This window comes from Methanosarcina barkeri str. Wiesmoor (genome assembly GCF_000969985.1).
Classification (GTDB): domain Archaea; phylum Halobacteriota; class Methanosarcinia; order Methanosarcinales; family Methanosarcinaceae; genus Methanosarcina; species Methanosarcina barkeri_B.
The window spans coordinates 4721462-4745990 of the sequence record NZ_CP009526.1 but is presented as its reverse complement, the minus strand read 5'-3'; the positions used below and the strand labels follow the sequence as shown (position 1 = coordinate 4745990).

The following is a 24529-nucleotide window of genomic DNA, read 5'->3' as shown; positions in this document are numbered from 1 at the left end:
ACAATTTATCTTACCCATAGTTCAGCCCTCTTGAGCGTAGCGAAAAGGGCTCCGTCCTCCCGAGACGGGACTCGGAAGACGGAACTCGGGAGATAAAATATATTAACTACGAAAAGATTTACTATAATTACATATAAATAAGAACTAAATCGGTTTTGGGCAAGCCTGGAAAGAACAGGCTTTACTCAGAGCTTATTTAAAAATTATAGAATTTTGTCACAATTAAAGGCAATTCATTTTTATCGTAAAGTATAACGGTGTTAAACATGATGGATCCGCAAATTGAGCGAAAACTCATTGAAATTATGAGGGTAATTCACGAAAGTGACAAGCCTATAGGTGCCCGGGCAATAGCTGATGAACTTAATAACCGGGGCTATGATATAGGAGAGCGGGCTGTCCGCTACCATCTGAGGATCCTGGACGAAAGAGGATTCACAAGCAAACATGGGTATGCAGGACGCACACTTACCGAATTAGGAGAAAGGGAGATGAATGACGCCCTTATCGCAGACCGGTTTGGCTTTGTAATATCCCGAATAGAAGAGATGGCTTTTAGAACCACATATAACCCCAAGACCAATGAAGGAGTAGTGCCTGTAAATATTTCATACTTTGATAAGGATGATTTAGAGACTGTCATTGAGGTGGTTTCATATACTGCACACGAAGGGTATATGATAAGCCCAAGAGTGAGGATTATCGAAGAAGATGAAGAACTGCTTTCCCTGCCTCCCGGAAAAGTCGGAATAGCTACGGTCTGCAGCGTTGTTTTTGATGGGCTCCTTCTCAAAGCGGGCATCCCTGTAGAACCTGCGTATGGTGGGATTATTCAGATAGAAAATCGAAAACCTGCACGGTTTTCAGATTTGATTTCCTACAGTGGAACCTCAATTGATCCGATACAAATTTTCATGAGCAGAAAGACCACTTCTGTTCTTGACGTGCTTGAAAAAGGGGAAGGTAAAATCCTTGCCAATATGCGGCAGATCAATTGCTCGGCTTATGAAAGGGCTAGAGAAGTTCTCAAAACGGTAGAAAAAGTCGGCCTTGCGGGTTATTACCCTCTTGGAGAAGTTGATGAAACCTTGTTTGGAGCTCCCGTTGAAACCGGGAAGTTCGGGATTGCAATTGTAGGAGGTATTAATGGCATCTGCGCCCTTGAAGAGACCGGAATTAAAATGAAGACGAATCCTGTTTCTACTGTTATGGAATATAATACCATGACAGAAATCTGAGGAATCTAAATGTTCAGGCTTACTGTCATCTATGACAACAAAGCTGGTCAGGGTTTTACAGGAAGCTGGGGGTTTGCAGCTCTTATTGAAACAAGTCGTGAAACCCTTCTTTTTGACACCGGATGGGATGGCACTCTTCTCCTGAAACATATGAAGAGGCTAAACATTGATCCAGCAGGAATCGGAAAACTGATTCTCTCTCACCAGCACTGGGATCATATAGGTGGTCTTCCCGAGATTCTTCAGGCAAATCCTGGGCTTGAGGTCTATGTTCCTGCTTCTTTTTCGAAGAATCTTAAAAGAGAAATTGAGAAAAAATCGACTCTTATCGAAATAAAAGAGCCTGTAGAAATCTCTCAGGGTATAAGGAGTACAGGAGAACTCGGAGACAAGGTAAAGGAGCAAGCGCTTATCCTAGATACGGGAAACGGGTCTTACGTACTTACAGGCTGTGCTCACCCTGGGCTTGCCGCAATCCTGGATACTGCCAGCCATTATGGAAAAGTAAAGGGAATTCTTGGGGGGCTTCACGATAACGAGGAGTTTGAAAGATTGAGGGGAATGGAACTCATTGCAGCAGGGCATTGTACCGTTCATAGAGAAAAAATAAAAGAGATTTTCCCGGCAAAATTTGTCGAAATCAAAGTAGGTCTGCGCTTGGACCTAGAATAAATTAAAATATTCGGTTATGTAGAAATTTTCTGAAATAAAGAATTTTCAATTATTTAAACTGAATTACTCAATATACTTTTATACATTCATTTTCAGATTCAGTCAAAGCTATTTAGATAAATTTTCTACAAAACCAAATATTCTAAACAAATTAAAAACTTCTATTTTAGAAATTTTACTTTATAACCTGTATTTGAAATACATTTTATCAAAGTTCTGGATTTTAACATCTTAATTTTAAAAAATAAAGAAAATTAATAAAGAATCTATAGTTAGAAATAGAATGTTCTCTAAAAAGAATATAGTATTTGGTGGGAGATAACGGAAGGTGGGAAAAGATGCTGAAATTGCCCGGTTCTTGACATTTTTCTAGCCATCTAAAGTAAAGTTTGAATAAATTTACTTTCAAGCATTATTATTAAATGAACTAAAAGTAGAGGGGAACTGTATTAAAAATGAAATAAGAGGAGAAAATGTCGATGCTAAAAATAGAGGATCTGACTGTAGAGGTAAACGGAAAAATTTTGCTTCATGATGTGAACCTCGAAGTTAAAAAAGGATATACCAATGTGCTTTTTGGGCCAAATGGAGCCGGAAAGTCAGCTCTGATGAGAACGATAATGGGCTTCAGCGAATACAGAGTTGTGAAAGGTAGAATTCTGTTTAACGGAAAAGATATTACCGGGATGTCAGTAGATGAACGAGCCCGCCTTGGACTGGGAATTATGATGCAGCGCCCTCCAGATATGACCGGAATTAAACTGAGGGATCTTGTAAAGGTATTGTCGAAAGGAAAGAAAAACCCAGAGAACCTTGCTGAGAACCTTAATATGAAGCGCTTTATGGACAGGGATGTGAATGTGGGCTTTTCGGGAGGAGAAATCAAACGCTCAGAACTTCTGCAACTTTCAGCCCAGAACCCGAGCCTTTACTTGCTTGACGAGCCGGAATCCGGAGTGGACCTCGTAAGCATAGAACAGGTAGGAATGACAATAAAAGAACTACTTGAAGAAGGGCTGAAATGTCCTGGCGAAAGCTGTAAGAAAGGTAAATCTGCCCTTATAATCACTCACACAGGCCAGATTCTGGATTATGTAAACGCAGATCGAGGATATATCCTTTGCAATGGAACAGTTATGTGTTCAGGAAACCCCATGAAGATGCTGAACGAGATCAAGAACAGAGGGTATGAGGAGTGTATAAAATGCAGACTGATGAAGTGAACCTGAAAAAGCGCGCTGAAAGCGCAGTCGAGAAAAAGGCAGCCTATGGAGAAGATTTAGAGCTGGAAAGATTTGAGGAAGGTTCCAAGATTAGCAGGCCTATAGAAGATCTCCAGACCCTTGACGAGGAAAGCAAAAAAACCCTACTCCAGGTAGGAGTCGTGCCTAGCGAAGAAGGACGATCCGGCAGTCTGATAGTGCTTGATAATGCAGTGTCGCATTCTTCCCTGAAAGAAAAAAATGTAGAACTCATGTCCACCCAGAAAGCTCTGGAAAAGTACGAATGGCTTAAAGATTACTCTTGGAAGCTTGTATCTGTTGATACTGACAAATACACCGCAAAAACTTACCTTGAAAATGCGGACGGATACTTTATTCGTGTGCCTGCTGGGAAAAAATCGTCCCTGCCAGTTCAGACCTGTCTTTTGCTTGGCAAAGATAAAGTTTTCCAGACCGTACATAATATTGTGATAGTCGAAGAAGGCGCCAGCCTTGACATAATTACAGGCTGCACGGCTAAAAAGGGAGTGGAAGAAGGTCTGCATCTGGGAATTTCCGAAATGTACGTAAAAAAAGGAGCTACCCTGAACTTCACAATGATTCATAACTGGGCTGAGCAGATAGGAGTCAGGCCAAGGACAGTAATCAAAGTCGAAGAAGGAGGAACATACGTAAGTAATTACATCTGCCTGAAACCTGTCCATTCTGTGCAGACATATCCGACTGTCAAACTTGAGGGAGAAGGAGCAGTGACCAGGTTAAATACTATAGCCATTGCCCATTCCGGTTCTGAACTGGATCTAGGAAGCAGGGCGATATTCAATGCGCCTGGCACGAAAGCTGAGCTTATATCAAGGACTATTACAATCGGTGGAAGAGTAATTGCAAGAGGAGAAATGATAGGCAATGAAAAGGGAGCAAAAGGACACCTTGAATGCAAAGGGCTTGTCCTTTCCGACAAAGGAAGCCAGCTTGCAATCCCCATCCTTGAAGCAAACGTAGACGATGTCGAACTTACTCACGAGGCCGCAGTTGGAAAAATTGCTAAAGACCAGGTGGAGTACCTTATGGCTAGAGGCCTTACCGAAGATGAAGCTGTAGGCATGATTGTGCGTGGGTTCCTGGATGTAGGTATAAGGGGAATTCCGGAAGAGCTGAAAAAAGAAATCGAAAACACGATTACTCAGACAGCCTTTGGAATGTAATTCTAAACAAACAGAACCCAAAACAGTTCTGGAACAGGGTGTGTGAAACCGGCAGGGAAAAGGAGAAACCTGCCGGTCTTTTGTTGAGTGTTTGTGGATTTTAATGAGCTTAACACAAAGAGAATAGGGTTTTCCTGTGAAAAAGAAAGTCTTAAAATTAAAGCCTTAAAGTTTAATCTGCTCATTAAACCGCGATTGCAGATTAGAAAAGGAGTATAAATATCTTACTACATAGTTAACTATATAATGGATTACAGATAAAAATCACCAGACAGATTTTCTCTTTTTTAAATGTATAACAAAGAAACTTTACTTGCGTTCAATCTCTTATTTTCTATGCTGGATACATTTAGTTTTATGTATGTAGATAAAGGCAAAGATAAATATTAAAAAATTGCAGTACTTCCTATTTTTGGCTAGATTGTACAGTACTTGACATCGTATATATATTGCGGTGGGAATATTACAGTACTGTAGTACTCCAGAGGGATTGGAATGATAGATTTTGCCTGTAAAGAGTTCAAAACCGAAGACGTGATCAAGTGTGCCCTTAACCTTACAAAGGCTGACCTTAAGGTTATGAAGTACTTTTTAAATGAGAAAGAGCAGTGGGTTGACACTGATTCTCTTTCAAAAGTCTTGAAGCTGGATATTTCTACAATCCAGCGCTCCGTCAAAAAACTGTATGAAAAAGACATTCTGCAAAGGTCGCAGCAGAACCTGGATGGAGGAGGCTATGTTTTCAAGTATAAGATCAACTCAAGGGCCAAAATAAAAAATATCATCATGACCGTGGTGAATTCCTGGGCTGAACGGCTCGGACAGGAACTTGAAAAATGGGAAAACGGAGGTTGATTAACTTTGCTTAAAATAACGCCTTACTTGGGAATTATAGTTCTTATCGTTTCCATAGGAGGGCTCTGGTATCCAGTACTTGGGTACTTCCTGCTACTAGTTTTTGCAGCACTCTTCCTGATTAGTCCTTTCAGAGGCCGATGGTTCTGCGGAAACCTCTGTCCCAGGGGAAGTTTTGTTGACTTTTGGGTCAGCAAGATTTCAAGGAAAAAGAAGATACCTGCCACTCTGCGTTCCCTGTGGATCCGCCTGCCAATATTTTTCCTACTAATGGGCTTTATGGGATACAGAATAACAAACGCTATTGAGAGCCTCAATACTTTCGAGAAAATCGGCATGGTGTTTGTGATGATGTGTCTGGTAACAACTGCAATCGCAACCCTTCTGGGCAGTTACCTGAGCCCAAGAACCTGGTGTTCCTTCTGCCCTATGGGGACAGCTCAACGCCTGCTTGGTGGTAAAAAGTATCCTCTTAAACTCGAAAAGGAAAAATGCATTAGCTGCAAGAAATGTGAAAAAGTCTGTCCTATGCAGCTCAAAATCACGCAAAATGCTGCAAACCCCGATTGTATAAAATGCGGGCGCTGTGTGGATGCCTGTCCTAAAGATGCCCTGCAATTTTGAAGTTCTATGTTTATTAATTTTTATTGTTTATTTATATAAATAGAAAAACGGAATGACCCTGGACAAACATAATAAGTATTATTATCACCACTTATATAGTAAAATACAGGGGAGCTGGAAAACACTTCCGGAGTTTGACTTTATAGTATGACAAAATGTGCATACTGGAAAGTGTCTACAAATTAGCTAGATTAGGAGAAAAAAGGAGAAAAAACATGATAAGTCGTGTAGCGGAACTTTCAGAAGCTCAGAAAAAAGAAATTTCCGAACTCTTTGGGGAATATGTCAATCTTGACAAACGTGAACGCCATTATTACAACCATGATATCGGAGCTTTACCCCCACTTGTTAAGAAGGTAATTGGGAAGACTGACCCTGCAGCTGTCGTAAAAATCCGGACCGAGGAAGACGCAGTAAAGCTCCTTAAATTCGCAAACAGGCATAAGATTCCGGTTGTACCCCGCGCAGGAGCTTCTTCAGGATATGGAGGGGTAATTCCGACAAAGGGCGGAATCGTTGCCGATGTTACACCACTGAATAAGATCATAAGCGTCGATCCCGAAAGGCAAAAAGCGGTTGTGCAAAGCGGCATAATCTGGGAAAAGCTGGAAAGGAAACTAAAAGAAAAAGGGCTTTCATTACAAGCAATTCCTTCAAGCGCCCCTTCTTCGACAGTTGGAGGATGGTTATCCCAGAGCGGAGCCGGTTACGGAAGTTATGAGTTTGGCTGGGGCCACGAGAGCATGGAAAAAGCCAGAGTTGTGCTTCCCACAGGAGAAATCCGGGAGTTTTCAGGCCCTGAACTGAAAAAGTTAATCGGGACAATGGGAACCATAGGTATCATTACCGAGATTACCCTGAAAGTCCAGAAGTTCGAAGAGAGAAAAGCTGTTTCTGCCAGTTTCCCAAGCGCTTCAGCCCTGAAAAAGGCAGTCGAAGATATAAAAAGAAAAAATATTCCTCTCTGGTCAATTTCCTTCCTGAACCCTGAATGGGCGGATATGAAAAATAAAGCTCCCAGGAAACTCCACTATGAAGAGATAGTGGACAAAAACAGACCAATGTTACCGGTCTCTTACGTTTCAACTTTCATGTACCCTGCCTCGAGAGACGTTTCCGGCCTGAAAGAAGCAATCGAAAATGCAGGCGGGACAATCCTTCCGGAAGAAATTGCAAAATACGAGACTGACGAATGGTTCAAGTCCATGAAAGTAAAGAGGCTGGGTCCTTCGTTTATCCCTGCGGAAATCCTGGTGCCGCTTGAGAATATGGACAGGGCTTTTGAAGAAATCGGGAAGAAAATAAAATTACCTGTGCTTACTGAAGGCATGGTTATAAACGACGGGTATGTGGTTCTTCTCTGTTTCATGCGCCATTCGGAGCGCTCCGTGCTCTTTAATACAGCTTTTGCTCTTTCCCTGAGCATTTTGAAAATTGCAGAAGAAAATGGGGGAAGGGCTTATTCTTCAGGGCTTTTCTTCGCTTCAAAGAGGAAAAGTGTTTTTGGGGAAAGACTTGCTGAAATCGAGGCCTTGAGAAAGGAAATTGATCCTAACGGGATCATGAACCCTGAAACCATTGAGGGAAAAGGACTCCTGAACACTGCCGTATCAATGGGCTCTGCCTTTGAACCTTTTGCCAGAATAGCCGGAAACATGTCAGGAATTGGTGAAGTTTCTTTCAAAGACGAGAAAGAGATCCCCGCAGAAGTCGCAGAACTTGCCTATTCCTGCTCCCAGTGCGGGTACTGTGTGAGTGAGTGCGACCAGTACTACGGCAGGGGTTGGGAGTCACAGTCACCTCGTGGAAAATGGTTTTTCATCAAAGAATACCTTGCAGGACGGGAAAAACTTGACCAGAGACAGACAAATACCTTCCTTGCTTGTACTACCTGCCAGATGTGCGATGCCCGCTGTGAACTCGACATGCCAATCGAACATGCCTGGATGACCATGCGGGGAAAACTCGTCCAGGAAAATAAGAAGATGACCTTTCCTCCTTTTGAGATCATGGCAGCAAGCCTCTTAAAAGAAAGAAATATCTGGGCAAACTACAGAAAAGACCGTGATAAATGGGTTCCGGAGGATATTAGGGCAAAGATAAAGGATAAAGCTGAATATGGTTACTTTGCAGGCTGTACTGCGTCTTTTATCGAAAATGACGTAGCTATAGGGGCAGTCCGCATGCTTGACGATGCAGGAGTAGAGTTTACAAGTCTTTTAGACAAAGAAGCCTGCTGCGGAATTCCTATGCTTGTTGCCGGAAGATGGGACGTTTTTGAAAAAATAATGAGAATGAATGTCTCAAACATGAAAAAGAAGGGCGTAAAAACCGTAATTACTTCTTGCCCTGCCTGCTGGCTCATGTGGCATACGGTCTATCCTCAGTGGGCGAAAAAACTGGGAATTGAGTATGGGCTTGAGGCAAAACATTATTCTGAAGTGCTCGTGGATCATCTCGATGTTCTTAAGCCAAAGTTCAAACAGCCTCTTGATAAGGTGGTAGCCTGGCATGATTCCTGCCACCTTGGGAGAGCAGGAGGCGAAATATACGAACCGCCCAGAGAACTTCTCAAGGCTATACCTGGAATAAAGTTCAGGGAACTTGAGTACAACAGGGAAAGAGCTCACTGTTGTGGTTCGGTTGTAAGCCTTATAGCCGAACCGCCTATTGCATACAAACTGGGAGATATAAGACTCCAGGAAGCCCTTGATGTTAAAGCTGACATCATTGCAGCGCTTTGTCCTTGCTGTATTTTCCAGTTTCGTACGGCAGCGCAGAAAAATAACCTGAATATCGAGGCTCAGGATCTGGGAGCCCTTGTGGGCAGAAGTCTTGGATACAATATCCCTGATTCAACCGCCTATACTCTGGAATCGTGGGTTCCCTTTGAAAAGATGATCGACCTCATGCAGCCCGAGAATATGACCGAACTGATGGTTGAACTCATGCCTCAGATGATGGCAGCGATGCCAGCACCACTTCAGGCAATGATGAAGATGGTCAAATATGTGCCAGGCATGGATGCTCTGATGAAACCGATGATGCCGATCATGATGCCAAATCTAATGCCTTCAGTCATGCCAAAAGTCATGCCTGACATGCTCAAAGCTGTAGAAAAGAAAGTTCCTATGCCTGATTACATGCGAGAACAGCTGCCGAAACTTATGCCGAAAGCTATGGATAACCTGATGCCGAATATGCTTCCTGAGCTGATTCCACTGCTTACTCCGCGCATGATTGAGTACATAAAAACGCATTAATTATTGGTAAATGAAAACTCACTAACAATTAGTACGTGAGATCTCACTAACGATTAGTATATGATAACGGTTCGTACATGAGATCTCTCGTTAAAACTTTTTTATAAACCTTGAAGTAGTTTAATTAGTTCTCTAGTTCCTTTTTAAGCGTTAGTTTTCATTCCAATGAGTGTCTTAAACTAAGGGCTATAGTGCCATAGATCACAGATTACAGATTATAGACATGCATATAGTTCCCCAGCAAAATACATTCTAGAAATCAATTTTTAAGATAAGCAATCTATTATTGTTTATTCAAGCATGCTTCTATAATTTCAACTCTATTTTCGAGATTGTTTATCCGATTTGATATTTTTAACTCATATGGTAATAAGGCAGGTTGATTAAATGTCGGGCAGTTGATTAAATAATCTTTAAGGACATTAGTCATGGCAATTTAATTATTGAGCATAATTTTTGATTTATTCTCATTAATATATAGCGATTCGGAGTTAACATGTGACCAATAACTAAATTTTCTTGACACTAGTACTTATCGTTTTCAGGAACTTGTGGATACGATCGAATTTTTGTAAACCGGTTTGTTGTAAACCGATTCTGTAAACCGAATTTTCCCTTTAATTCACGCTTCCAGAGTTTATTCCCTTGCTGACTTCACAACACGATTAAGTATAAAAAAGCATTGATGGTTCTTTGCACAAAATCTGTGAAGAAAAACACGAAGGGAGAACTTCAGAATCCCTTCAACCAATTTTTTAAGATTTTACTTTGTGGAAGCTACCGACAGATTGTTCTTTTATATAAGCCAGACACTTTTCACAAGCACTTTCTATTCCCAGACCAGCCAGATTTGGGAATAAAATTAGTTTTGGATGAACTCATAGACTTCTCGATCTGGTTTGACCTACCTTGATGAGTTCATCCATAAATTAAGGTATTGTATTTACCGTGGCTTTGCTAATTCACTTTTAGCTTTACATTCCTTGATGACATCGGAAAAGTTTGTGTATTCCCTGTCTGAACAAGCCTCAAGAGCGTTTATCACTTCACTGCGGGCATTAAGTTTTTTAGCTTCCTCTATAAGTTGATTCTTTGTTGCAGGGAACTTCACTTCTCTGAAAGCTTGCATAACATTCTGAATACCTTTGAATTCCTGGAGGACATCCGAAGAGCTGTGGTATTCCTTGTCTGGAATGGTTTCAATAGCTTGTATTACTTCGTTACGGGCATTAAGACTTTTAGCTTTATCAATAAGTTGACTTTTCGTTACAGGATATTTCATCTCTTGAAAAGCTTGTAAAGCTTTCTGAATCGCATTATGTACTTCAGTAGCACTTTCCTGCATTTGATTTTTCCCCCGTATTTTGATTTTATTTTCTGTTAATTTGTCCACTTCAAACATTTGAATCAATTTGATACAATTTTACACCTGCATCTGCTTGATTTATGTTTGATTTATGTTTGGTTTATAGTTCTTTTATGTGCCAGTGAGAGTGATTTCAAATTGTATCAACAGGAAAATTGTATTTATCAAATATAATATCTAGAGAAATATAAATAAGAAACCGATATAAATTAAATACCGATGTTATTCAGTCAAATATTAGCATATATTTACTCATTAAATAGTATTTTTTCCAAGTAATCTCTTACTTTTCAGAGTTGCTTATCTAAACAAAACATATCTAGATAAATATCTTAGAATAGAAAAAGCAAGATTAATAGAGATGAATAAAATCTGCTTTTGATTTAAAATACAAGTCGTCGGAATTTTTGAAATTAACTTTCTTATAAATATTGCAATATTCTATTATTGATTTTCGGATAGACTCTTTATACACCGGGAAGAATAACCCAAAGAAGCCATTAATAGATCCAGGAGCCCCTTTTTTTTAAAACGAGATTTTACGCTCCAGAGAAATTCTTATATAGAAGTGCTTGCATTAAGAATAGGAAAATACGCACAAAGGTAACGTGCTCAGGAATACAATTAATAAAAATTCATAGAAATTCATATCATTAAAAGGAGATTAAAGCTTGGCAGCACAACCGATCTTTATTTTAAGGGAAGGCAGCAAGAGAACCCATGGTTCCGATGCCCAGCACAACAATATTATGGCCGCAAAGGCGGTTGCTGAAGCGGTAAGAACCACTCTTGGGCCCAAGGGTATGGACAAGATGCTTGTAGACTCCATGGGTGATGTTGTTATCACCAACGACGGAGCAACAATCCTCAAAGAAATGGACATCGAGCACCCAGGTGCAAAGATGATCGTAGAAGTAGCTAAGACCCAGGATGCCGAAGTTGGAGACGGAACAACCACCGCAGCCGTACTTGCAGGAGAATTCCTGACAAAGGCAGAAGACCTGCTTGAAAGCGGAGTCCACCCAACAGTGATTGCAAGCGGCTACAGGCTTGCAGCAGACCAGGCTACAAAGACAATCGATACCATTACTATCAGTGCATCTCCTGAGGATACCGAGACTCTCGAAAAGATTGCAGCCACAGCCATAACAGGAAAAGGCGCAGAGGCTCAAAAGGAACATCTCTCCAGGCTTGCAGTCAAGGCCGTTAAGTCAGTTGCTGAGATCAGCGAAGATGGAAAGATCACTGTAGATATCGAGGACATCAAGGTGGAGAAGAGACCTGGCGGAAGTATCAAGGATTCCGAGATTGTCGACGGTGTAATTGTCGATAAAGAACGTGTCCACCCGGCAATGCCCGAAGTAGTGGAGAACGCAAAAATCCTGCTCTTAAGCGTACCAATCGAGCTCAAGAAAACCGAAACTAAGGCCGAAATAAAGATCACCAATCCTGACCAGATGCAGCTCTTCTTAGACCAGGAAGAAGCAATGCTCAAGGAAATTGTGGACAAGGTAATCAAGACAGGCGCAAATGTTGTCTTCTGCCAGAAAGGAATCGATGACCTTGCTCAGTATTACATGACAAAAGCAGGAATCTTTGGTATGCGCAGGGTGAAGAAGAGCGACATGGATAAACTTTCCCGCGCAACAGGTGCAAAGATTATTACCAGCCTCGATGAAATTGAGGAATCCGACCTTGGCCATGCCGGGCTTGTAGAGGAAAAAGACGTTACAGGCTCAAGGATGACCTTCGTTACAGGCTGCAAGGACAGCAAAGCTACCTCAATTCTTCTGCGCGGCGGAACCGAGCATGTAGTTGAAGGAATTGAGAGAGCTCTCGAAGACGCTCTCAGAGTAGTGGGCGTTGCTCTTGAAGACCAGAAGATTGTTGTGGGTGGCGGCTCTCCAGAAATTGAACTGTCCCTCAGGCTCAAGGAATACGCAGCAACCCTTAAAGGCAGGGAGCAGCTTGCTGTAATGAAATTCGCTGAGTCCCTCGAGATTATTCCCAGCACCCTCGCAGAGAATGCAGGACTTGACCCGATTGACATGCTTGTGGAAATGCGCTCCCAGCACGAGAAAGGCAACAAGCGTGCCGGACTCAATGTTTATACCGGCAAGATCGAGGACATGTTTGAAAATAACGTTGTCGAACCTCTCAGGATCAAGACCCAGGCAATCAATGCAGCCACCGAAGCTGCAATTATGGTTCTCAGAATCGATGATGTAATTGCCTCATCCAGTCCAGCCAAAGTAGGTGGTCCGGGAGCAATTCCAGGCGGCGAAATGCCTGAGATGATGTAAAATTTTGAAGCATAAATCCAGGATTGCCGGAAATTTCCAGCATTCCTGAAACTTTCTTTTTAATATCGGCATAGTCATTCAGGAATTCGTTTAAAAAATCTTTTTTAAATATTCTTTCCAGAAATCGCTTCCAGAAGAATTATTTTCAGAAATCGTTTTCAGATCTCTTCAAAAATCTTTTCCAATGATTGCTCCGTCTATTTAAGTCAACTTGTCTATAGAGCCACGAAGACTTTTCCAAATAAAGAAGAGACCAGGTTTTGTAAATAGAAAGCTAATCATAACTTCAGAATTTTCAAATCAAGGTATTTAAAAATTAAAAAAAGATATTTTTGAGTTTTTTTATACCGAGAGTTACTGAATTTCTAAAAAGAAGATGACCAAAGAAGATGATCAGTAACTATTGTTATCTGGCTTCATAGCAGGAAATTTCCCTGGCATCTACTCGGACTGGTTTCCCAAGCTCATTTGAAATAACGTTTCTTACCCTTGCCATACACCTGCACTGAAGCTGGATACGTGCTGACATAGCTTCTCGTTCTTCAATGTAGAAATCATTCGAACTGACAATGGAATGAACCGAAATCTGCTTCTTTACAACCTTTGCTACGAGACCCTGAGTCCCATTCGTGAGGTCCTGAAGGCTGGTGGAAGTCAGGAGAACGTTATCTCCTGCATTGAGCCCGAGTACTCCTACGAAGTTTTGAGGACTCCGAATCTCAAGAGTCCTGAGATGGTGTTTCTTCAGGATCTCGATAAGAGAATCAGCAATTCCTGTTAACGCGATGTACTCCATGGGATCACCCGTACATTGGGAACTCCTTCTTTACTTCTCCTTTCTGCTCTGCAGTCTGAACATCTTCAGCAAGCCTCTGGAGTTCGACCTCTATGCGTTCAGCCTGCTCTATAAGCCGAACTGTACTTATTGAAAGCCCATAGAGCTCGTTTAAAACTTCGATAACAGCAGAAGCAGCTCTTGGGTCAGGATTCTGGGTCCTAGTGGCACCAAGCAAGCTAAATGCAGGAATTTCACGCAGCAGACATTCAGCCATCACACTACCTGAAATCCCGGAGATAGTTCCCATCTGGAAAACTTCTACTTTTTCCTTAATTTTGTTCAGCATCTCCTGAGTGGTGGCTGCCCCGAAGACTTTCTGCCCTCCGTCCATTATGGCAATGCCTGCAATGGAAGCAATTTCTCTTACGTTAATAGACTCAGCCCAGTCCACCAGAGCATTGCTAACATCGTAGGAGACAGTGTGACTGATCGGGATATCGGAGATTACAACAATCAGGTTATGTTCCACGCTTTCATAAATCCTTACAGGCATATTTATAAGCCCCTCGTAAAGTACTGCAATCGAGGGGAAATACCTTGATTCAATAGAGCCAATGTATTCCATTTTCAATTCTTCTATCATATGTTGACTTGCAATATTCCCCACAAGCCCAATTCCGGGAAACCCTTCAATCAAAACAGGATTTTTTGACTGCACAGGTTTGGTAATAATCTTCACGTCGTTGTTGTCATAATCTGTATTTGACAAGTAACCACCTCAGCGAGATACAACCCCTATGATTATATCTGAGCTAATCCTAGATAAACAAGCTTCTCAGCAGTCCGATCTACGCTACTTCCTGCACATACATAATAAGAAATATACAATAGACCCGGGCTCCGACCACAGAACCCTTTTTTTGGTAAAAAGAGAATCTTTTTAATATATATCTTTTCTCCTGATAAGGAAAAATAACTCCGATAAAAAAATATAATAAATTCAAATTTCACCTTCCAACTGGAAAAACTGACAGAAACCTGATTTTATAAAATATGAATAAGAAAAAAACATAATACACGAAGGAAACAGTAAGAGGAAACAGTAAGAGGAAACAGTAAGAGGAAACAGTAAGAGAAAATAGTAAAAGAGTTCATAGAAAGAAACATCCGAATATGGGTAAAGGAGTTTATAATAAGAAACATCAGAACAAAGGAAAAGAGCTAATAGAAAGAAACATTCGAACACAGGAGGAGAGAAATCATGGAAAAATCTATTCTCTATTTTGACGATGTAGGAGAGTCAAATACAGACGACGTTATTACAGCAGCAGCGAAAAGAGCTTCAGAGCTTCAGATATCTCATATTGTGGTGGCAAGCACCAGTGGAAAAACCGCGCTAAAAATGGCAGAGGCTGTGAAGGGCAGCGGCATAAAAGTTATTGGAATAAGCCACCAGTACGGGCAGAATAAGAAAGGCGAATGGGAAGTAGAAGAGGAATACAAAAAGAAGCTCGAAGAACTTGGAGCGGTAATAACCACTCAATCACATATATTCTCAGGAGTCGAACGTTCAATCACAAAGAAATTCGGGGGATTTTCCAGAGTAGAAGTAATTTCGGACGCTTTCAGATCTCTCTTCGGAAAAGGATTCAAGGTAGCTATTGAAGTCGCAGTTATGGCAGCCGATTCAGGCCATATCCCTGTTTCCGACAACACAGAGATTATAGCAATAGGAGGTACAAGGCATGGTGCAGACGTAGCACTTGTGCTCAGGCCAGCCCACAGCGGAGATTTCTTCTCCCTTCAGGTTAGGGAGATTATTGCCATGCCGCGAGCTAAAGAAGATTAAGGCAAGAAAAAAACAAGAAAAAAGAGGGAAAAATAAATCCTTGATACAGTTGATTCAGCTCTTCATTTGGGATTGATGAGGAAGCTCAGGTGATTTACTAGAATTACCCTGGCTTCTCGCTATTCCCCAAAGATAAATATATCTGAGAGACATCTATAACGCCGGCATGTCAGCAATATTCGAAATACTCGACAAGGATGCAGGCGGAAGGATAGGAAGGCTCAGGACTCCCCATGGGACTGTTGAGACGCCTACCGTTATGCCTGTGATTAATCCAAATATCCAGCTAATTCCCCCGAAAGAAATGCGAAACTTCGGGGCAGAGATTCTGATTACTAATTCCTATATTATTTACCGCAAGGAAGAACTGAAAAGTGTCGCCCTGGAAAAAGGGTTGCATGGGCTCCTGGGCTTTGACGGGCCCATTATGACGGATTCGGGTTCTTTCCAGCTTTCTGTATATGGATCCGTCGAAGTTACGAATGAAGAAATTCTCGGGTTCCAGCAAAAGATAGGAAGCGACATTATTGTCCCGCTGGACATCCCTACGCCCCCTGATGTCCACTACCGACGGGCTGAAGAGGAACTTGCAATCACAGCTGAACGCCTTGAAGCGGCACGCAAGTTTATCCAGAGTGAACAGCTTCTTGCAGGGCCAGTTCAGGGTTCAACCTATCCTGAACTGAGGGAAAAAGCTGCTTCCCACCTGAAAGACCTTAATTTTGAAGTTTATCCCCTTGGAGCAGTTGTCCCGCTCATGGAAGCCTACCGTTATGCGGAACTTGTTGATGTTATTGCTGCGTCTAAAAAAGGGCTCTCTCCGGCTTCTCCGGTCCACCTTTTCGGGGCAGGTCATCCAATGATGTTTGCCCTTGCAGTAGCCATGGGCTGTGACCTTTTTGATTCGGCAGCCTACGCCCTTTACGCCAAAGATGGGCGCTATATTACTGTAAATGGAACCTATCATGTGGAAAAACTAAACTATCTGCCCTGTTCCTGTCCGGTCTGTTCAAAGTACACGGCAGAAGAATTGAAAAAAGCCGATAATCGGGAAGAACTTCTGGGAAAACATAACCTTTACGCGACCTTTGCTGAAATCCGGTTGATTAAGCAGTGCATAAAAGACGGGAAATTGCTTGAACTTGTGGAGCAGCGCTGTCGTGCTCATCCAAAACTTCTGGATGGGTTGAAGAAGCTTTACACTCATTCTTCCTGGCTTGAGCAGCTTGATCCGGCTACAAAAGGTACCTTCTTCTACTGTGGACCTGAGTCCTCCTCCCGCCCTGAAATCCTGCGTTTTGGAAAACGGCTGGATAGGTTCAGCCTGCAAGGCTCAGTAATTATTCGGACAGGATCAGTCAAAGGAGAGAAAGATTACGACCAGATTCTTACTTTCAAAGCACCTTTTGGAGCGTTTCCTGTCGAAATGGAAGAAGTGTATCCTTTCAATGCTGAAGTCCCAAAATTTCCGGATTACGAATCACTCAATACAGCTCTTTCAAACACTCTTAAACTGATAGACCTGAACCCGGAAGCAGAGTTTACTTTTATTTGCGAGGAGGAGTTCAAGCACCCTCTAATCGAAGAAATCAGAAAAAGGGCAAAACTGGTATACAGGAAAGATTGGAAAAAAGAATAAACATAAAGGAAAAATTGGAAAAAAGAATAAACATAAAGGAAAAATTGGAAAAAAGAATAAATATAAAGGAAAAATTGGAAAAAAGAATAAATATAAAGGAAAGATTGAAAAAAATAAATTTTGGGTAGCTGATTAAGAGTATCGGATACTTGTAGTTCCTAATACCTTGAAATCTTTAGAGATACTAACACCAAAAAATGCCTCAAAAGAGATAAAAAGAAAACTTTTTTGCGGTGCAAGCCTTTATAGAATTACCTGCAAAAACCCTCTAAACAGGAAAAGAGCTGAAATATAACGCTCGACACAAAAACTTTCGTACAAACCAGAAAAGTCTAGGTGAAACTATTGTCCCTTACAGCAAGAATCGGTGAACTCAGTCCTTATCTGCGACTGATGAGACCCGAACTCTACTACATGGACCTTACCCTACCTGCCTCAAGTGCAATCCTTGCTTCTTATTTGGCTACCGGAGGGCTTCCCGAATTTTTTCCCTTCCTGATTGCAGTAATAGGTGGCTTTGCAGCCATTACAAGTTCATACGTATTCAATGACTGCTGTGATATAGATATCGATAAGATCAACCTGCCTGGCCGTCCCTTACCCTCATCAAAATTGTCAAAGAACTCTGCGCTTGCTTATGCCGTCTTTTTGTTAGTAATTGCGGGAGTAGCAGCGACTTACCTGAACCCTGAGTCTCTCGTAACCCTTATTATTGCGGCTTCAGTTATCACAATATATTCAATCTTTGCAAAAAGAAATACTTTCCTCAGTTTTTTGCCAGTAGGTATTTCTTATGGACTTGTACCTGTGGGTATTTGGCTTGCCTTTGACCCTGCAGGAATCCTGAAAGGCAGCGATGGGGTAATCCTTCCTTTGCCAGCTATTTGTTTCGGGTTAATGATTTGCGTTACGGACTGGGCTTTTACCCTTGGAGGAGTTTCCAGAGATGTGGAAGGGGACAGACTGAAAGGTGCTCCAACGATGCCCGTAACCTTTGGAATCCCCTTTACTGCCAGATTCGTTACTTTCTGGTGGATTGTCGGAGTCATCGCTTCACTAATCATAGGCTGGTCGGCTCGTCTTGGACCTGTATACTTTGCAGGAGCCCTTACTTCAGGACTCTGGATGCTTACTCAGTGTCTCGATTTTATTAAACATCCTACCCCGGAGAGAGGTGGCAGGCTCTTTCTCAATGGTTCAAATTATAGAGCAGTTATGTTTGGATCAATGATTCTTGACGTAGTGCTGTGCATTTATGCAGGGGGCTACATCTCCATTCTCTGGTAATACAGGTAGAAAAAAATGGACGCGGATATTATAGTAATAGGGGCATCTCCTGCAGGACTGATGGCTGCAAGGAACGCCTGTGAGAAAGGGGCGGCGGTCCTTTTGCTGGAAAAGAAAGAAGAGATAGGGCATCCTCCCCATCCTGCAAACTCTTTTTTTAAGGGGATGCTTGATAAATGCGGAGAAAAGGTGGACCCTTCTTATGTTCTGCATTATCTTAAAGGCATGAAGATTATTTCCCCGTCAGGAAGGACAGTCGAAGTTGAGGCTACTGGATATGCCATTGATAAAACTGCTTTCGACAGATTTTATGCAAAGAAAATAATGAAAACCGGCGTAGATCTTCGAACAGGGGTGAAAGTACAGGATATCCAGAAAGAAGGAGATAAATTTACTGTCAACACCTCTGCCGGAGTATTTACCTCAAAACTGGTTATTATCTCTGACGGTATTAATTCAAAAATGGCATCCCTTGTGGGCTTGAAGACAATGAAACATCCTGAAGATATTGCCTGGGGAATTGAACTGGATATTAAAAGTCCTGGACTTGGGAAACCAGAGATGTTTGAGTATTATGTAGGGAATCATGCTCCGGGCTGGAAAACTACATACTCTCCAAGAGGAGGTGACAATGCCGCAATCGGAGCCTATGTGCGCCGGTGCGGAACTGATGCAACGCCTTACCTTAACGCCTGGGTTGAAAATTTCAAAAAGCTTAAAGGGCTCGAAGAGCTTGAAGTTGTAAGAAAACTGTCCGGAGGAGACCCTATCGTGACAATTCCAGGCGAATACATAACCGATGGGATAATGGTTGTTGGTGGGGCAGCAGGTCAGTCGGGAATAGGATATGCAATGAGGGCGGGCCAGATATGTGGAGATGTCGCTGCAGACGCCATAAACAAAGGAGATGTCTCAAAATCTACTCTCCTGGCTTACCGGAAGACCTGGGAAAAGGAATTTCTGGCCGAACACTACCTGGGCCGAATAGGGCTTGAGACTCTCAGGAAAATGACGGATAGGGAAATTGATGAGATGACCAAGGTCTTTGAAAAAGAGGACCTCTCGTTTATTCATGGAAGTTCAGTTGAGCAGGCTATGCGGGTTTTTGCGTTCATGCTAAAGAAAAAACCCTCTGCGATCTTAAAGTTCAGAGCACTCTTCAGGAATAAATGAACTGAAATTTAAAAGAGAAAAAAGAACGGAACCGATATGGACATTATCAAATGTCAGGTGCAGGAACAATATGCAATACGATTTCTATAAAAGCCCTCTTTTCAGAGTTTATACTGAGATCGAAGACGGACACATGAGGATGAAAACCAGCGGGGTTGCTTCCATCCTTATGAGAAAAACTCTTGAGAAAAACCTCTCTATTTTTGAAGGCGAAAAGCCTGCAAAAGTCGAGGCCGACAGGCTCATTTGTTCAACCTGGATGCCACCGGTGCCAAGCCCGGGTTTTGACCGCCTGGTAAAAAGCCAGATTTTTTCCATGCTGGGAAAAACGATTCCGGACCAGGTAACTATTTCTGTTACTGAAGAATGCCCTAACAACTGCATTCACTGCGCCCTACCTGACACGAAAAACCGGAAAAAACTTGCCCCTGAAATCGTAAAATCTATAATTGACCAGGTGCTCGAAATGGGCACAACTTTCTTGATCTTTGATGGTGGCGAGCCCCTGACGTATCCTGGCCTGGAAGACCTGATAAGATACGTAAACCCTGAAAAAGCAATCACAGGTATGTTCACCTCAGGGGTGGGGCTGACTGAAGAGCGAGCCAGAAGCCTAAAAGAAGCAGGACTTTATTCTCTTACTGTAAGTTTTGACAGCGCGTATGAAGATAAGCATGATTACGTAAGGGGCAGGAAAGGAGTTTTCAAAAGTGCGGTTGAAGCCGTCAAAAATGGGATTAAGGCCGGACTGCTTGTAAATATATATGTGGTGCTCTCCAGGGATAATGTGAACGAGCTTGAAGAACTGTATGCTCTTTCATCGGATCTTGGGGTCCATGAACTCTCCTTCTACGAAATCGTTCCCACTGGTAGGTGGATAGATCACGCCTCTGAAATCATGACTCCAAAAGACCTGAGAAAATTTGAGAATTTCGTATCAGGAGCCAGGGAGAAAGAAGGCCCCAGAATATTTCCTATTCCACTGGTCATGAATACCACAGGCTGCATGGCAGGCCGAAAGTGGCTCCATATAACCCCGGAAGGAAACATTCTCCCTTGTGCCTGTATTCCTATCCCATATGGAAATGTTCATCGAGACAGAGTAAAGGATGTCTGGAAGAAAATCAGGGAAGACCCTGCATATAATGCAAAGTGCTGCCTTATGAGGAACCCTGAGTTCAGGGAGAAGTATCTGAAGCTTTCAGAGTAAACCAAGAACAAGTGAAGGTTTTAAGGTAATTTGGGGCAGTGTTCCAATTTACCTATAAAATTAGAAATTTTAATAAGTTTCTTGTTTGAAAATCCAATAACAAGAGTACTAAATTATGCTCAATATACAAAAATTTGACTTTGAATTTTCAGTAAATTCTGGATACTGCCTCCACGTACCAAAGACCTGTAATTATATTAACTTCAAAAATAGGCCTGAACTTCATTGGAATGAAATTAACAAATCGATCGTATCTGCTGCTGTGAGAACCTTGGTTCCATCAAAGGTTACAAGTCCATTATTTATGAAAAGCTCATACGAACTAAATATGATAAAGTTCGTATTTTAGGGTGAATTTCATAAAAATTGACCGAAAAATAAGTGATTTTCTTTAAAAATCCGAACTTTGTATGTCAAAAAGTTCGTATATCGAAATCCTGAAAAATTAGTTTTTTGCAACGGAACCAAAAAAGGTTTAACTCCTGTAAAAGGAGCTTATAATCACTTCTACTGGTTTACTATCACTTGGTGGTACACCATGCTGCAACCGGTTCTGTGTAGTTGACGAGGTTTACCCTCTAGATCAATGTCGCTTGATGCTGAAAATTTTCCCCATACCCCATAGACTACACAGTATCTATTGAATGAAATATTTTAATATTATTTACATAAATGATTCAACCGAGTAAGTCCTAAATTGGTAGGAAGGATAAAAGAGATGAATAAACAGTTAGAAGATAAAGTCCAACTTGTACTTGCAAATGAAGAGGATTTAGCATTATTTCAAAAGGAATTACAGGAAGCTTTCATAAATGCGCTAATAGAAAATTTAGGTGATGCAGAAGCTGGTCCTATTCCATCAGATGAAGATATCCAGCAGTCTTTTCATGCGCCTGAAGCAGTCATTTACCACATTTTACTGAACGGTAAAAAGGTGGGAGGCGTAGTATTAAAAATTGACAACAAAACACATCGCAATTGGGTTGATTTACTCTATATTTCGTCAAAAACGCATAATCGTGGAATTGGTTCGGCAGCGTGGCAGGCAATTGAGGCGCAGTATCCAGAAACAAAAGTATGGGAGCTCTTTACACCTTATTTTGAAAAACGTAACATTCATTTTTATGTGAATAAATGCGGATTTCACATTGTAGAGTTTTATAATAAGTTTAACCCTGATCCACATCAGCCTCGTGTAAACGAGCATCAAAACAATTCGAGACCATTAGAAGAATACGAATTTTTTAGATTTGAAAAAGTGATGAAAATGAAAACTCGAAAGAAAATTGAAAACTAAAAGAAATATGCAGATTCTTTTAATAATATGGGTGATAATTTTTGCAACACAACCCTATTAGTTTACATTTCGACTCCCTCCAAAAAAACACAACTTAATTTTTTTATTCGCACAGTTTATTACTAATTTTGCTCTTACTTCCATATTAATCACGTATTATTCACTATGTATCTTTATAAATACCTAAATTTTTAATTTTTTTCTAAATTTAAATTGGATTTTTTTGAACATTGTGGATTCAAGTTAAAATCATTGATTTTGTTGAGAATGTGCCCACATCTAATTCAATAAGTTTGTTCAGTTGTTGCAAAAATCACCTTATTTTTGAGAGGGGGGTCGAAATGTAAATTAATTTTCAGTTCTGCTCCTTTTTGTTCTGTTTTTGAAACAAATATCGGTAGCTAACAAATCTCAAACTACGTGGAGTATTTAATAATAGTGCTTCGATTCCAAAATCGATTTCTTATTTTCCTAGAAAAATCCGTGATCTTCGGATCTATTAAAAAGTTAAGTTTTATGAACCTACTTTAGAATCGCAGTACTATATAAGATACAGAACTGGAATATAGAACGGCAAATAGGATAGAGTAGAATCAGTAATAGTACAGAATGAATCGAAATGAATCTGAAAAATGAGGTTGCAGGTATGTTTCAACCTGCAACGGAAATTGAAGCTTTTCAGCTGTGAGTTTCCTTTTGTGAAATTATTAGACTAAACCCGACCTCTGAAGAGTCATAAGGTCTTCGGTGGTGAGTTTTGCTCCGCCCTTGAACTTTTCGAAGATGGACTTTGCATCCTTCTGGAGTTCAGACTTGACAACGCGGGATCTGCCTTCTTTGTCTTTCTTCTTGAGCTTAAAGATTTCTTTATCAAGATCCCGGATTTCCTTCTGGGCATTGATGAAAGCCTTATGCTGTTCGTCAGCTGCTTCCTGAGCTTTTACAAATTCCCTGTGGGCAACATCAGACTCTGCCCTAGTTCTGTCAGCATCTTTGAAAGCTGCAATCATCTTCTCATGATATTCCTGAGCCTGCCTGGCATATTCAGCCAGCTGGGTATGGAATTCCGAAGCTTCATCTCGGATTTTCTGAGCTTCGTCCAGAAGATTCTTCAGTTCGGAGTTGCTCTCGAGCTGGACTTTTTTGACGTGATATTGCTTTTGAAGCTGAGTGATCTTCCCAACGAGTTCCCTTTCCTTGGTTGTGCTCAGGACTTCAGTCTGCTGAGCGAATTCAAGACGATCAATGTCTTTTCTTAGAGCTTTGATCGAAGGGCCACCCAGGTTGCTCTGCTTCCTGATAGAATCAGCCTTTGCAAAGAGCTCGTTTGCCCTGGCATTGGTTTCATCGCGTTTATTCTTGTATTCGCTGACCTTCTCATTAATTTCGTCCCTGTGAACTTTTAGTTCCTGAGCTTCGTTAATGAGATCTTTTGTCTTCTTGTTAAGTTCATTACGCTTTGCAGCGAGTGCACTGGCCTCTGCGTTTAAAGCATTCCTTTTTTCCTTGGCTTCTTCAGAAATGTCTTTCAAATCTGATCTTTTTTTCTGCAGTTCCTTTAGCATCTCTTATTGCGCCTCCCGATCCAGCAAAAAAGCTGGCATTTTAGTAGCTCTATTGTTCGATGTCAACATGCTGTGCCTGATTACAACATTGATAAGAAAGAGATTCAAGAACAGGGATAACGGCTTTAAGGTCTTTTTTTGTTATGACCACATCCGCATATTCCCTCAGGATGGGCTTGGGATTGAAAGCTATGGCAAAACCTGCTCTCTCAAAGACACAGGCGTCGTTTGCACCATCCCCGACAACTACACATTGCTCTGGCCGAAACCCATTTAGTCGGGTGAGTTCTTCGAACACCTTTGCTTTAGAGTCACTCTGTGTTATTGGGCCGACAACTTTGCCTGTAAGGCAGCCGTCTTCCACAAGCAGTTCGTTGGAAACAATGAAATCAATACCAAGAGTTTTACCTATCGTATCGGCAGAAAGGGTAAATCCACCAGAAATCATTGCAGTTTTATAGCCTCTACTTTTGACATAGAGGATAAGTTCTGCCGCCCCCGGCATCAGATTGATCTGGTTTACCGCATCAAGGGCAGTTTCGAGAGGAAGTCCTTTTAGAAGCCTAACCCTTTCAATAAGCGCTTGCTCAAAATCAAAGTCTCCATACATCGCTTTCTTCGTAATCTCCTCTACTTTGCTTACAACACCTGCGGCCCTGGCGAGCTCATCGATAGTCTCAGCGTCTATAAGGGTGCTATCCATATCAAAAACAATCATTTTGTTTCCAGTAAAATTATGCATAGGACAGTTCACTCAATCAAAACCTGGACCTGAATAACTATTAGATATAGCGGGATAATTTCCCGAAAAAGGGCATGCTGCCTGGTGTACTTTCTTCAGGAGTACCCCCGCAATTTAGTATATAAATCTGCCCTGACATTAAAAGCCCACCAACGGATAAAGTTTTCAAATTATAATAGGAGTTCTGTGAAACAAGACCACAAAACAACAGCATTGATGTCAACGTTTTTGAGTGAAATA

The 24529-nt window shown here is 41.5% G+C and carries 20 protein-coding genes; 15 read left to right on the top strand and 5 right to left on the bottom strand.

Translation table 11 applies throughout. From position 1 onward, the window contains the following. Positions 1-266 precede the first annotated feature (266 nt). The 7 genes from MSBRW_RS19510 to MSBRW_RS19480 all read left to right on the top strand — a co-directional run bounded on the left by MSBRW_RS19510 (position 267) and on the right by MSBRW_RS19480 (position 9080). Complete coding sequence (locus tag MSBRW_RS19510; protein WP_011306092.1) at positions 267-1238, top strand: DUF128 domain-containing protein; 972 nt, start codon at positions 267-269, stop codon at positions 1236-1238. Positions 1239-1247: 9 nt separating this feature from the next. After that, complete coding sequence (locus MSBRW_RS19505; RefSeq protein WP_011306093.1) at positions 1248-1910, top strand: MBL fold metallo-hydrolase; 663 nt, start codon at positions 1248-1250, stop codon at positions 1908-1910. Positions 1911-2389: 479 nt separating this feature from the next. Further along, a complete protein-coding gene (locus MSBRW_RS19500; RefSeq protein ID WP_011306094.1) occupies positions 2390-3133 on the top strand; it encodes an ABC transporter ATP-binding protein in 744 nt (247 codons plus the stop codon). Continuing rightward, positions 3115-4338: a SufB/SufD family protein gene (locus MSBRW_RS19495; protein ID WP_011306095.1), complete on the top strand. Its 1224-nt coding sequence runs from the start codon at positions 3115-3117 to the stop codon at positions 4336-4338. The genes MSBRW_RS19500 and MSBRW_RS19495 overlap by 19 nt, the downstream gene beginning before the upstream one ends. A gap of 495 nt (positions 4339-4833) precedes the next feature. Further along, positions 4834-5193, top strand: a complete 360-nt coding sequence (locus MSBRW_RS19490; protein WP_011306096.1) for a hypothetical protein — start codon at positions 4834-4836, stop codon at positions 5191-5193. 6 nt (positions 5194-5199) lie between these two features. Further along, positions 5200-5817 carry a 4Fe-4S binding protein gene (locus tag MSBRW_RS19485; RefSeq protein ID WP_011306097.1) on the top strand — a complete coding sequence of 206 codons (618 nt, stop codon included), beginning with the start codon at positions 5200-5202 and terminating at the stop codon, positions 5815-5817. A 215-nt stretch (positions 5818-6032) separates the two neighbouring features. Next, a complete protein-coding gene (locus tag MSBRW_RS19480; protein ID WP_011306098.1) occupies positions 6033-9080 on the top strand; it encodes an FAD-binding and (Fe-S)-binding domain-containing protein in 3048 nt (1015 codons plus the stop codon). A gap of 943 nt (positions 9081-10023) precedes the next feature. On the opposite strand, the gene MSBRW_RS19470 is transcribed toward MSBRW_RS19480, so the two are convergent. Then, the gene (locus tag MSBRW_RS19470) at positions 10024-10425 is read right to left on the bottom strand and encodes a DUF2795 domain-containing protein (protein WP_011306099.1); all 402 of its coding nucleotides are present in this window, start codon (positions 10423-10425) and stop codon (positions 10024-10026) included. Between the two features lie 692 nt (positions 10426-11117). Here MSBRW_RS19470 and thsA point away from each other — a divergent pair. After that, entirely contained in the window at positions 11118-12749 is a 1632-nt protein-coding gene (gene thsA, locus MSBRW_RS19465) for a thermosome subunit alpha (RefSeq protein WP_011306100.1), read from the top strand. Positions 12750-13155: 406 nt separating this feature from the next. Here thsA and MSBRW_RS19460 read toward each other — a convergent pair whose 3' ends face one another. Together MSBRW_RS19460 and MSBRW_RS19455 are read right to left on the bottom strand one after the other, a co-directional pair. Next, positions 13156-13545, bottom strand: a complete 390-nt coding sequence (locus tag MSBRW_RS19460) for a DUF473 domain-containing protein (RefSeq protein WP_011306101.1) — start codon at positions 13543-13545, stop codon at positions 13156-13158. Between the two features lie 4 nt (positions 13546-13549). Beyond that, a complete protein-coding gene (locus tag MSBRW_RS19455) occupies positions 13550-14296 on the bottom strand; it encodes a proteasome assembly chaperone family protein (RefSeq protein WP_011306102.1) in 747 nt (248 codons plus the stop codon). A gap of 492 nt (positions 14297-14788) precedes the next feature. On the opposite strand from MSBRW_RS19455, the gene MSBRW_RS19450 reads away from it, so the two are divergent. From MSBRW_RS19450 to MSBRW_RS19425, 7 genes are all read left to right on the top strand, one after another. Then, positions 14789-15376 (top strand): pyruvate kinase alpha/beta domain-containing protein, encoded by a 588-nt coding sequence (locus MSBRW_RS19450; protein WP_011306103.1) that lies wholly within the window; start codon positions 14789-14791, stop codon positions 15374-15376. A gap of 166 nt (positions 15377-15542) precedes the next feature. Continuing rightward, positions 15543-17015, top strand: a complete 1473-nt coding sequence (tgtA, locus tag MSBRW_RS19445) for a tRNA guanosine(15) transglycosylase TgtA (RefSeq protein ID WP_011306104.1) — start codon at positions 15543-15545, stop codon at positions 17013-17015. Then, complete coding sequence (locus MSBRW_RS22795) at positions 17000-17143, top strand: hypothetical protein (protein ID WP_155398379.1); 144 nt, start codon at positions 17000-17002, stop codon at positions 17141-17143. Before tgtA ends, MSBRW_RS22795 begins: the two co-directional genes overlap by 16 nt. A gap of 217 nt (positions 17144-17360) precedes the next feature. Then, positions 17361-18302 (top strand): UbiA prenyltransferase family protein, encoded by a 942-nt coding sequence (locus MSBRW_RS19440; protein WP_011306105.1) that lies wholly within the window; start codon positions 17361-17363, stop codon positions 18300-18302. Positions 18303-18317: 15 nt separating this feature from the next. Then, positions 18318-19475 (top strand): NAD(P)/FAD-dependent oxidoreductase, encoded by a 1158-nt coding sequence (locus tag MSBRW_RS19435; protein ID WP_011306106.1) that lies wholly within the window; start codon positions 18318-18320, stop codon positions 19473-19475. Positions 19476-19545: 70 nt separating this feature from the next. After that, a complete protein-coding gene (locus MSBRW_RS19430) occupies positions 19546-20685 on the top strand; it encodes a radical SAM/SPASM domain-containing protein (protein WP_011306107.1) in 1140 nt (379 codons plus the stop codon). A gap of 718 nt (positions 20686-21403) precedes the next feature. Beyond that, positions 21404-21982, top strand: a complete 579-nt coding sequence (locus tag MSBRW_RS19425; protein ID WP_011306108.1) for a GNAT family N-acetyltransferase — start codon at positions 21404-21406, stop codon at positions 21980-21982. Between the two features lie 707 nt (positions 21983-22689). On the opposite strand, the gene MSBRW_RS19420 is transcribed toward MSBRW_RS19425, so the two are convergent. Together MSBRW_RS19420 and serB are read right to left on the bottom strand one after the other, a co-directional pair. Continuing rightward, positions 22690-23547: a coiled-coil protein gene (locus MSBRW_RS19420; protein WP_011306109.1), complete on the bottom strand. Its 858-nt coding sequence runs from the start codon at positions 23545-23547 to the stop codon at positions 22690-22692. 49 nt (positions 23548-23596) lie between these two features. Further along, positions 23597-24289 (bottom strand): phosphoserine phosphatase SerB, encoded by a 693-nt coding sequence (gene serB, locus MSBRW_RS19415; protein ID WP_011306110.1) that lies wholly within the window; start codon positions 24287-24289, stop codon positions 23597-23599. Positions 24290-24529: the final 240 nt, after the last annotated feature.

Bases quoted from the DNA above. Each gene is read 5' to 3' on its own strand.
- tgtA (WP_011306104.1), top strand. From the start codon at position 15,543: ATGTCAGCAATATTCGAAATACTCGACAAGGATGCAGGCGGAAGGATA.
- MSBRW_RS19505 (WP_011306093.1), top strand. From the start codon at position 1,248: ATGTTCAGGCTTACTGTCATCTATGACAACAAAGCTGGTCAGGGTTTT.
- MSBRW_RS19480 (WP_011306098.1), top strand. From the start codon at position 6,033: ATGATAAGTCGTGTAGCGGAACTTTCAGAAGCTCAGAAAAAAGAAATT.
- MSBRW_RS19425 (WP_011306108.1), top strand. From the start codon at position 21,404: ATGAATAAACAGTTAGAAGATAAAGTCCAACTTGTACTTGCAAATGAA.
- MSBRW_RS19420 (WP_011306109.1), bottom strand. From the start codon at position 23,547: ATGCTAAAGGAACTGCAGAAAAAAAGATCAGATTTGAAAGACATTTCT.
- MSBRW_RS19510 (WP_011306092.1), top strand. From the start codon at position 267: ATGATGGATCCGCAAATTGAGCGAAAACTCATTGAAATTATGAGGGTA.
- MSBRW_RS19495 (WP_011306095.1), top strand. From the start codon at position 3,115: ATGCAGACTGATGAAGTGAACCTGAAAAAGCGCGCTGAAAGCGCAGTC.
- MSBRW_RS19470 (WP_011306099.1), bottom strand. From the start codon at position 10,425: ATGCAGGAAAGTGCTACTGAAGTACATAATGCGATTCAGAAAGCTTTA.
- serB (WP_011306110.1), bottom strand. From the start codon at position 24,289: ATGCATAATTTTACTGGAAACAAAATGATTGTTTTTGATATGGATAGC.
- MSBRW_RS19450 (WP_011306103.1), top strand. From the start codon at position 14,789: ATGGAAAAATCTATTCTCTATTTTGACGATGTAGGAGAGTCAAATACA.
- MSBRW_RS19435 (WP_011306106.1), top strand. From the start codon at position 18,318: ATGGACGCGGATATTATAGTAATAGGGGCATCTCCTGCAGGACTGATG.
- MSBRW_RS19460 (WP_011306101.1), bottom strand. From the start codon at position 13,545: ATGGAGTACATCGCGTTAACAGGAATTGCTGATTCTCTTATCGAGATC.
- MSBRW_RS19430 (WP_011306107.1), top strand. From the start codon at position 19,546: ATGCAATACGATTTCTATAAAAGCCCTCTTTTCAGAGTTTATACTGAG.
- MSBRW_RS19490 (WP_011306096.1), top strand. From the start codon at position 4,834: ATGATAGATTTTGCCTGTAAAGAGTTCAAAACCGAAGACGTGATCAAG.
- MSBRW_RS19500 (WP_011306094.1), top strand. From the start codon at position 2,390: ATGCTAAAAATAGAGGATCTGACTGTAGAGGTAAACGGAAAAATTTTG.